Source organism: Methylacidimicrobium tartarophylax (assembly GCF_902143375.2).
Taxonomy (GTDB): Bacteria; Verrucomicrobiota; Verrucomicrobiia; order Methylacidiphilales; family Methylacidiphilaceae; genus Methylacidimicrobium; species Methylacidimicrobium tartarophylax.
In genome coordinates this window covers 1-7,529 of sequence record NZ_CABFVA020000037.1, presented here as the reverse complement: position 1 = coordinate 7,529, position 7,529 = coordinate 1, and the positions used below count along the sequence as shown (strand labels likewise).

General features: G+C 59.8%; 9 protein-coding genes. 4 read left to right on the top strand and 5 right to left on the bottom strand.

Translation table 11 applies throughout. The features are described 5' to 3' along the window. Both MAMT_RS04505 and MAMT_RS04500 read right to left on the bottom strand, forming a co-directional pair. A partial coding sequence (locus tag MAMT_RS04505) for a universal stress protein (protein ID WP_142659820.1) occupies window positions 1-269 on the bottom strand: 269 nt, incomplete at its 3' end. Window positions 270-325: 56 nt separating this feature from the next. Beyond that, window positions 326-982, bottom strand: coding sequence for a hypothetical protein (locus MAMT_RS04500; protein ID WP_142659819.1), 657 nt, complete (start codon window positions 980-982; stop codon window positions 326-328). A 349-nt stretch (window positions 983-1,331) separates the two neighbouring features. On the opposite strand from MAMT_RS04500, the gene MAMT_RS04495 reads away from it, so the two are divergent. The 4 genes from MAMT_RS04495 (at window position 1,332) to MAMT_RS11310 (ending at window position 5,064) form a co-directional block, all read left to right on the top strand. After that, window positions 1,332-1,952 (top strand): hypothetical protein, encoded by a 621-nt coding sequence (locus MAMT_RS04495; RefSeq protein ID WP_142659818.1) that lies wholly within the window; start codon window positions 1,332-1,334, stop codon window positions 1,950-1,952. Between the two features lie 97 nt (window positions 1,953-2,049). Then, entirely contained in the window at window positions 2,050-3,735 is a 1,686-nt protein-coding gene (locus MAMT_RS04490) for a multicopper oxidase family protein (RefSeq protein ID WP_142659817.1), read from the top strand. Window positions 3,736-3,861: 126 nt separating this feature from the next. Further along, window positions 3,862-4,326 carry a DUF3347 domain-containing protein gene (locus MAMT_RS04485; RefSeq protein WP_246186524.1) on the top strand — a complete coding sequence of 155 codons (465 nt, stop codon included), beginning with the start codon at window positions 3,862-3,864 and terminating at the stop codon, window positions 4,324-4,326. A 576-nt stretch (window positions 4,327-4,902) separates the two neighbouring features. After that, the gene (locus MAMT_RS11310) at window positions 4,903-5,064 is read left to right on the top strand and encodes a hypothetical protein (protein WP_178086913.1); all 162 of its coding nucleotides are present in this window, start codon (window positions 4,903-4,905) and stop codon (window positions 5,062-5,064) included. An 87-nt stretch (window positions 5,065-5,151) separates the two neighbouring features. Here MAMT_RS11310 and MAMT_RS04480 read toward each other — a convergent pair whose 3' ends face one another. The 3 genes from MAMT_RS04480 to amoB all read right to left on the bottom strand — a co-directional run. After that, window positions 5,152-5,349, bottom strand: coding sequence for a DUF4175 domain-containing protein (locus MAMT_RS04480; RefSeq protein WP_142659815.1), 198 nt, complete (start codon window positions 5,347-5,349; stop codon window positions 5,152-5,154). Between the two features lie 76 nt (window positions 5,350-5,425). Then, window positions 5,426-6,043, bottom strand: a complete 618-nt coding sequence (locus MAMT_RS04475; RefSeq protein WP_142659814.1) for a FecR family protein — start codon at window positions 6,041-6,043, stop codon at window positions 5,426-5,428. A 297-nt stretch (window positions 6,044-6,340) separates the two neighbouring features. Continuing rightward, window positions 6,341-7,529 (bottom strand): bacterial ammonia monooxygenase, subunit AmoB (gene amoB / locus MAMT_RS04470; protein ID WP_142659813.1); only part of this gene is annotated, 1,189 nt, incomplete at its 5' end.

The window sequence follows — 7,529 nt, the reverse complement described above, 5'->3', positions numbered from 1 at the left end:
CTTCCCGTCTTCCGGAAGACGGCAGCGCGATAGCCGCACCGACGGCCGGCCGATTCGACATCCTTTTCGATCTCCGCCAGAAATGCCTCCTCCCGCTGCTGCTGCATTTCGATCTCGCGGCCGATGTCGAAAAAAAAGTAGGGCACGGGGGGAACGACCCAGAGAACCCCGCACTCGCTCCCGAGCGATTTCGCAAGACAGAGCCCTTCGTCGAGCGCAGCCCGTCCTCCCTCGGAGCGGTCGTAGGCCACCAGGATCTTGTCGTACATGGCTTTCCTCCCGTGATCTTGAGATTCTCGGAAACAAACCTGACGGGGCGGCCGTCTCAGAATGGGCGCGATTTTTTTAGCCTTTCGAACTGGCGCTTGCGCCAGAAGCGATAGAGCAAGAAGCCGAGGATCGCTACCGCGACAAACTCGCCCACGCCAAGCGAGGCAAAACTCTTCGGGGAAGGCATGCCGACCGAGATGGGGAACTTGAGCACGACCGGCTGGCTGGCTGCGTTCAACACCCCCTGGGGCTTGACCTCCAGCGTATAGCGGCCCGGGGTGGCAAAATGAACACGGAGCGAGGCAATTCCTTCCCGGTAGACATGCGGCGGGGCGTCCGCCACGACCTCCTTGCCCTGCTCGCGGAAGAGCGTAAGCGCAACCGGCGTCTTCCAGAGAGGATGGCTCATGAGGTCGAGCACGAGCGTCGCTTCCCCGGTTTTCGGAACATTCTCGCAGTAGCTCTCGTACATCTTCATCGGCTCATACTTGCAGATGTCCAGATGTGCGGTGTAGCCTTCCTGGCTGACGACGCCACAGTCGATGGGTCCCTTCGGGCGATGGCGGTGGGCAAAGGAGGAATCCGGAAGGAGAAACAGCAAGGCAGCGCAAACCCCTAGAACCAAGCGAACTCCCGCCGCGGCCGACGTCCAATCCCTCCTGCCGGGCCGCTGTTCCGCAAGTCTCCCCTTGTCAATGCACCAGTTGCTCACCTTTGGGGATAAGCCTACTCGGAGGAGAAGGAGGGCGCAAAAGAAAAAAGGGAGATCCCCGGAGAGAGAGCGGAAAAAGTGCGGCCAAAGCCCTGATCCAAGTCCAAGGCGCGCGGAACCGGGAGGAAATCCGATTGCCTTTTCGGCGGGGCGAGGCTCGGGAGATCATGCCCAGAGAGGACAAACCCCGATTCATGGATCGAGGACTCTCCGGGCCGCGACTGCGTGGAAAGCAAGGGGACTTTCTTCTTGCGGCAAGGACGGAATCGCCAGTAATTATTACGTTAGGATCAACGGTTGGTCGGCCTCGCTTCTCATGCGGGGCAGGGAATAGCAAAAGGAGAAGGTGATGCGGAAGAAATGGCTAACCTTGGGACGAATCCTGGGGATTTCTCTCGCCGTTGCGTGGGGCATGCAACCACGCTTGTCCTGGGCGCACGGCGGCGGAAGCGGCGGCCTCGAATGCGGCATGATGCAGCAGGCGGGCTACGCGATTCACATGGATGTCTATGTCTACGCCCATGGCGGAACGGACGGCATGGGCGGCATGGGAAGCTTCAAGACCTATTGTCGGAACGTCCCGACCACCGGGAAGATGAGTCTTGTGCTCGATCTGGTGACCCCGCAGCTTCGGAAGATCCCGATCGAGTGTAAGGTTCTCTCCTCCGACGGCAAGGTGGCCGCCCAATTCCCGGCTCAGGTCTACTCAAACGGCGTCGCTTCCTTGGATCTCAACTTGCCGGATCGAGGCCGTTACATGGTCGAACTCACGCTGGTCGGCAAGACCGGACCGGATGGCAAACCGCTGGTCTTCCAATTTCCGATCACGGTCGGGATGGGCGTCATCTGGATGGCTCTTGCGGCGGTAGGACTTCTCGTCGTGGGGGGTGTGGGTGCCTTCGCCTATCGGCGCATGGCACGTCGGCCCAGGATGACCGGGCCCCGAGGCATCGAAGCCAGCGCCTCCTAGGGGTTCCGCTGGCACCGCTCTCTCTTCTCGGTTAATGTAAAAGACAAGATACGCTTGTCGCGCGTGAGGACAGCAAAAGGGAAAGAAGGGGAAAGTTATGTTGTTGCAACCCGTCGGTGGGAAGAAAGCCCCGAAATGGCTGTTCCTACTCGCGCTGGCCGCCGTCGCTGCGGGAAGCTTCGTCCTCTTGGAGAAGCGAAGCGCGGGGCCCGGGAAGCAGTACGACTTTTCCGTCGATCCCGATTCCTTCCCGGCGACCAAGCCGTCCGAGGTCGTGCACCTCAAGGATGGGGAGAGCTATTCCCTTTCCGCGGTCAAGGTACAGCAGACGATCGCGGGGGCAAAGGTTAAGCTTCTGGCCTACAACGGTTCGGTCCCTGGACCCTTTTTCTGGGTTCCGCAAGGAGGCCATATCACGGTCTCCCTGAACAACCAGACCGGAGTGCCGACCACGATCCACTCCCACGGGCTGCGCCAGGACAACACGCAGGACGGGGTTCCCGATGTCACCCAGCCGGCGATCGCCCCCGGCGCAAGCTATGTCTATCATCTTTATTTCCCCGATCCCGGATTCTACTGGTATCACCCTCACTTCCGGGATGATTTCGAGCAGGAGATCGGACTCTACGGGGTCTACATGGTCGAGCCTTCCGACAAGGACTATTGGGGCCCGGCCAACCGGGAAATTCCGCTGATCCTCTCCGACATCCTCATCAAGGACGGCGTCGTTCCGGAGTACCACGCCGACTACATCAACTTCGCCTTCATGGGTCGGTACGGGAATACCCCTCTGGTCAACGGCCAAACCCACCTGCAGATTGACGTCAAGAAAGGGGAGGTCCTCCGCCTCTATCTGGTTGATAGCGCTTCCGCCCGTCCCTTCCGGATCCAGACTCCGGGCGTCCAGATGAAGCTCGTGGGAACCGATGGCGGACGTTACGAGCGGGAGCAGTGGGCCGACGCCGTCGTCGTGAGCCCTTCGGAGCGGCAGATCGTCGAGTGTTACTTTTCTCAGGAGGGCGAATACAAGCTCATTCACCATGCCGTCGATCCCCTGGTCGGCGCGCGGACCTATGAGCTCGTGACCTTCCGCGTCGGATCGGAGGAGGCGAGCCCTTCTTACGCTAAGGAGTTCGGCCTTCTGCGGGAGAACAAAGCGACCATCGAAGAGATGGAGCCGCTGGCCGCCCGCTTTCGCGATACTGCTCCGGACAAGACGATCCGTTTCCTCGTCTCGGTTACGAAACAGGCTGCGAAGGAACTGGCGGAACCGGGCAGCGCTCCGACCGCTCCCAAACCAGGCGCCGCCTTCCCGGGTCTCCTGACGATCCTGGCCAAGACGGGGGCCAAGGTCGAATGGGAGGACCACATGTACAACCAGAACAAGGCCTCGACCTCCCGGGAGGTTCATTGGGAGATCGTCGATCTGGATACGGGCAAGGTCTTGGGACAGAAGATGGAAAAGGGCATGGGCGACATGGGGGGCAACATCGACTGGTTCTTTAAGCAGGGAAGTTTCGCCAAAATACGGATTATCAATGACATCCATTCGCTTCATCCCATGCAACATCCCTTTCACATGCATGGTCAGCGATTTCTGGTGCTCAATACCAACGGGGAGGACAACCCGAACAAGGCTTGGAAAGATACGGTTCTCGTCGGCGCCGGCGACACTGTCGATCTGCTGGTCGACATGAGCAACCCCGGAACGTGGATGGCCCACTGCCATATCCTCGAGCATCTCCACAGCGGGATGATGTTCAGCTTCTCCGTCAAGCCCTAGGCAGAGCCTTGCTCCGCGCGGATCTTGCAGTTATGGTCTTTGCACCGAAGAGAGAAAGGCAACAGGATTCCCTCGTCGTGAGCCTTTCGGCCGGAACAGATTGAGCGGATGTTAGAGGAAGAACGTATGAAGAGAAGTTACGCGCTTTTCGCCATCATCTGGATCGTAGCCGCTTGGACATCCGTGATCATGGCAGAGCCGCTGCTCCCTGCGCTCGACTCAGTGATGCCGCCCTACCTCGCCATCGGCAAAGCGCTGGCGGATGACTCCCTCAAAGGAGTCGCCTCCCAGGCGGCGGCCATGAAAAGCCCAATCGAGCGCGAGAAGAGCGGCTTTTTCCCCAAAGAGCTTCCCGCAGACTTGGATCGGCTGGCGAAAGCGACCGACCTCGATGCCGCACGGCTCGCCTACAAGGATGTCAGCGATCGGCTGATCGCGCTCTTCCGCGATCACCATGTCCAGACTGGCCACTACTTCGTCTGCACCTGCCCGATGGCTCAGGCAAGCTGGATCCAGACCGACAAGGAGATCAAGAATCCCTTTTACGGCTCGGCCATGCTCTTATGCGGCGATGTGACGGAAACGTTCTAGCCGCACACGCACTGCGTGCAAAGCAGCTTTTCTTTCTTGATGCCTGGAACTCCAGGCTAAAGAGGCACTCCGATGACGAAGCTACAAAGCTAACGACTGCGAACTCTCCTCTTGTTTAAGAGAAGGCCACGACAAAAATGTACAAGCCGCCTGCCCGTTCTTCCCCTTTTTTGGTTGGTTGGGGCAGGCCGCCTGTTAAACCGTTCCGAACCGCGCCGGGGCTAGCCCTTGATCGCGAAAGCGGCTACGAAAATCAACATCCAGCAAAGGACGAGCCAAATTGCGCCCATATTATCCTCTCCTCCTCTTCTTGAAGCGGACTGATCCCTTCCCTTTCCCACTCGGGTGGGTGGTTTTCCTTCCCGCTTGATCGCACTTCACTCTGCCGAAACCAAGGCTGCCGCGCAAGCAATTTGTGCTCTTGAACAGCAACGAAGGGAATGGATGGCAGAAAAGGCCCATAGGCTCACGCCCAGATCATCCCATGGCAATGCCATTGCCTGCGAGGAAACCTTTCTCCTCCGCAATGCAATTCTTGCATTTGCAAACTCCGAAACTTTGTTAGGCTAATCATCTATGGTCGCCAATCCAAAATGGCCGCCGCCCGGGGGAGACGGGAACGAGACCAACTTTCGTAACCTCCTGATCTTTCTCTTCGTGGTAGTCGGCCTATCGGTGCTCCGCATTGCGTTTGAACTGACAAACGGGATGGGATTCTTTTCGCCCGCCCAGTGGTAGGGGGAGAGCCTTGGTGGCGCGCAGCATCGGTGTCTTCCTTCCGCATCACCCATCCGCGTTGTCCGGCAGCAACCGATCAAGCGCGGCTCAGGGATGATGGCTGCGCGCCAAGTACCCGAGGAAGGCAAGAAGGAAGCAGAGACCGAGAATCACCGCCAAGTTGCCGCGAAGCCGGTCCGGCTCCCGTTTCCAGCTATAGGCTGTCCGAAGCCCATACGCAGCCAGGAGAAAGAGCAGGATCCCAGCTGCTCCGCTGAGCAGGACGCGCCAGAACCTCTCGCTCATCGAGCCTCATTCACCCAGGCGAAGAAGAGATCGCCCATGGCAACCGTGACAGCCCGGACCACGGCGGCCAGCGGATTTACTTGCCTTCCCCCTTGGGTGCCACCGATCCCTTCTTGACCGCCCCGTTCGCACCGATCTCGAGTTCCTCTCCCCCGCGGAGCGCATACTGCTCCTTATTCGCGCCGACGACCACGGCCGCCTCCCCTGCAAGGACATCCACGATCTCCTTGCGATCCTTGAGTGAGATCAAGTAGCTTCCGGCCTGCCTGATGGTCGTGGTTGCCTGTGCCGTTGCCACCTCGACATCCTTACCGGAGAGTCGCATCGTACCCGAGTCGAGCCGGAAGCGGATCGGGTTATCTCCCACGAGCTCGGCGTTGCTGTCCGGCTCGAGGCTCACCTTTTCTGTATTTCCAGACCAGCCGAGCGTGCAGGTAGCAAAATGGTTGGTCCGGATGGTCCTTCCCGCGTCCAGGGTGTCCCCCACCGAGAGTTGAACCGCATAGTTCGACGTTGCCATACCGACCCCTTCGATCGAGAGCACCTGGGCTGCGAAGAGAGCTGAAGGCGCAAGAACCAGGGCGAGAATCCCCGGCCAGAATTGGGGCGAACGCAACGCTCGGGCGCAGCTTGACGTCCCCGCCCTTCCTCCGCTCTTCTTGCTCTCCCCCTCCTTCTCTCTTTCCCTTTCCATTTCTCCTCCTTTAGTTTCCTGTCATGCACTCGGCGTCCGCCAAGCGGCGCGGTCGAATGGGGAGGATTCCCGATCCTCATCCCTCCTCGTTCTCAGCCTGTTTGTGAGACATGCAGGCTAATCCATTTGCACACTCGGTGGCAATCGCTACATGCAGGGATCTTTTCAGGATCTTCCCTGTGCCGTTCCGCTTGGTTTCGTCGGGACGGCCTGGGGAACAAAAAGGAACGCCCTTCCCTCCCCGAGGGGAGCAGAAGGGCGCACCGGACTCGGCTCTGCCAGAAGAGCCGAAGAAACCTACAACTGCGTCACACCGAACTTCGGAATCACCAGCTGGTCGGCGACCGCGATGATGCTCCGCGCCCCGGTCGGGTCGCTGAAGAAGAGCAGCCCGCCAAAGCGGTTCGTCGTCTCGTGGTACATCGTCAGCCGCTGGTTCTCCCACTCGGCACTCGCCATCACGACTTCGAGCACCTTGGTCTCTCCGGGCGCAATCGGCTCGGAGGGAGTGATCTTCATCGTTCCACCGTAGACCTCAGGGAAGTCCGGATTCCAGGTATTTCCCGGAACCTGCTCATTGAGGAAGCGGACGTTGGCCGTCGTGAACTCCTTGAGCACCAAGGGACGATCTCCGGTGTTATGAACCTCGACCCGGAAGGCGAGCGTACGAGTCGGCACATCGTAGGTCGCATCCAACACCTTCGCCTGCACGGCCGAGGGCTCCGGCGGCAGCGGGTCGATCTTGAGGGTCGTCTCCTGGATCGGAATCGTATGCGGGTACTGCGAGGCGGTCATCACGTTCGCGACCACGACCAAGCCGATCGACCCAAGGGCGAAGATCACCGCCACGGTCTTGTCCGCGCCGCTGATCAACTCCTTGGCCCGTCCGGCCGCAACCACTCCCAGCCGGGAGGTGAAGGGCCTGCCCACCCAGAACCCGAGCCACGCCACCCCGATGAGCGTCGTCACCAAGGTCCACATGAGCATCCGGTTTACCCCGAAGTCCTCCAGGTTGACCGTGTTGCCCAAGAGCGTCTTGACCGGGTTGGTGAAGCCTTCGTGGCTTCCCTCGACATCGACGTAGATCGACGGCCCGATCAACGGACCCGCATCCTTCATGCTCAACATGATCCCGACCGGCCAGTGACCCGGATACCGAGCCTTGGCGATCGTCTTGTACTCATAGGTTCCGCCCAGCTCCAGAAGATCCGAGCAGGACATGAACTGATTGTTGATCCATGTGCCGACTCGCAGGAACTGCGGACCCGGGACGAAGAAGTTGAGCCAGGAAATCCCCGTAAAGGCGATCTCCTTCGGCCAGATCGGCAGAAGCTGAAACTTCCCCGTCACCGTCATATCGTCCCCGACCTTGAACTTCCTTCCGGAAAACTGGGTGTCGTAGAAGATCACCGTACGCATCCGGAGGAAGGCCTCCTGCGACTTCTCGCCCAAGGCCCAGAGCCGGGAAGTCGCCGGCCCAGCCAGG

Bases quoted from the DNA above. Each gene is read 5' to 3' on its own strand.
- MAMT_RS04495 (WP_142659818.1), top strand. From the start codon at position 1,332: ATGCGGAAGAAATGGCTAACCTTGGGACGAATCCTGGGGATTTCTCTC.
- MAMT_RS04490 (WP_142659817.1), top strand. From the start codon at position 2,050: ATGTTGTTGCAACCCGTCGGTGGGAAGAAAGCCCCGAAATGGCTGTTC.
- MAMT_RS04485 (WP_246186524.1), top strand. From the start codon at position 3,862: ATGAAGAGAAGTTACGCGCTTTTCGCCATCATCTGGATCGTAGCCGCT.
- MAMT_RS11310 (WP_178086913.1), top strand. From the start codon at position 4,903: ATGGTCGCCAATCCAAAATGGCCGCCGCCCGGGGGAGACGGGAACGAG.
- MAMT_RS04480 (WP_142659815.1), bottom strand. From the start codon at position 5,349: ATGAGCGAGAGGTTCTGGCGCGTCCTGCTCAGCGGAGCAGCTGGGATC.
- MAMT_RS04475 (WP_142659814.1), bottom strand. From the start codon at position 6,043: ATGGAAAGGGAAAGAGAGAAGGAGGGGGAGAGCAAGAAGAGCGGAGGA.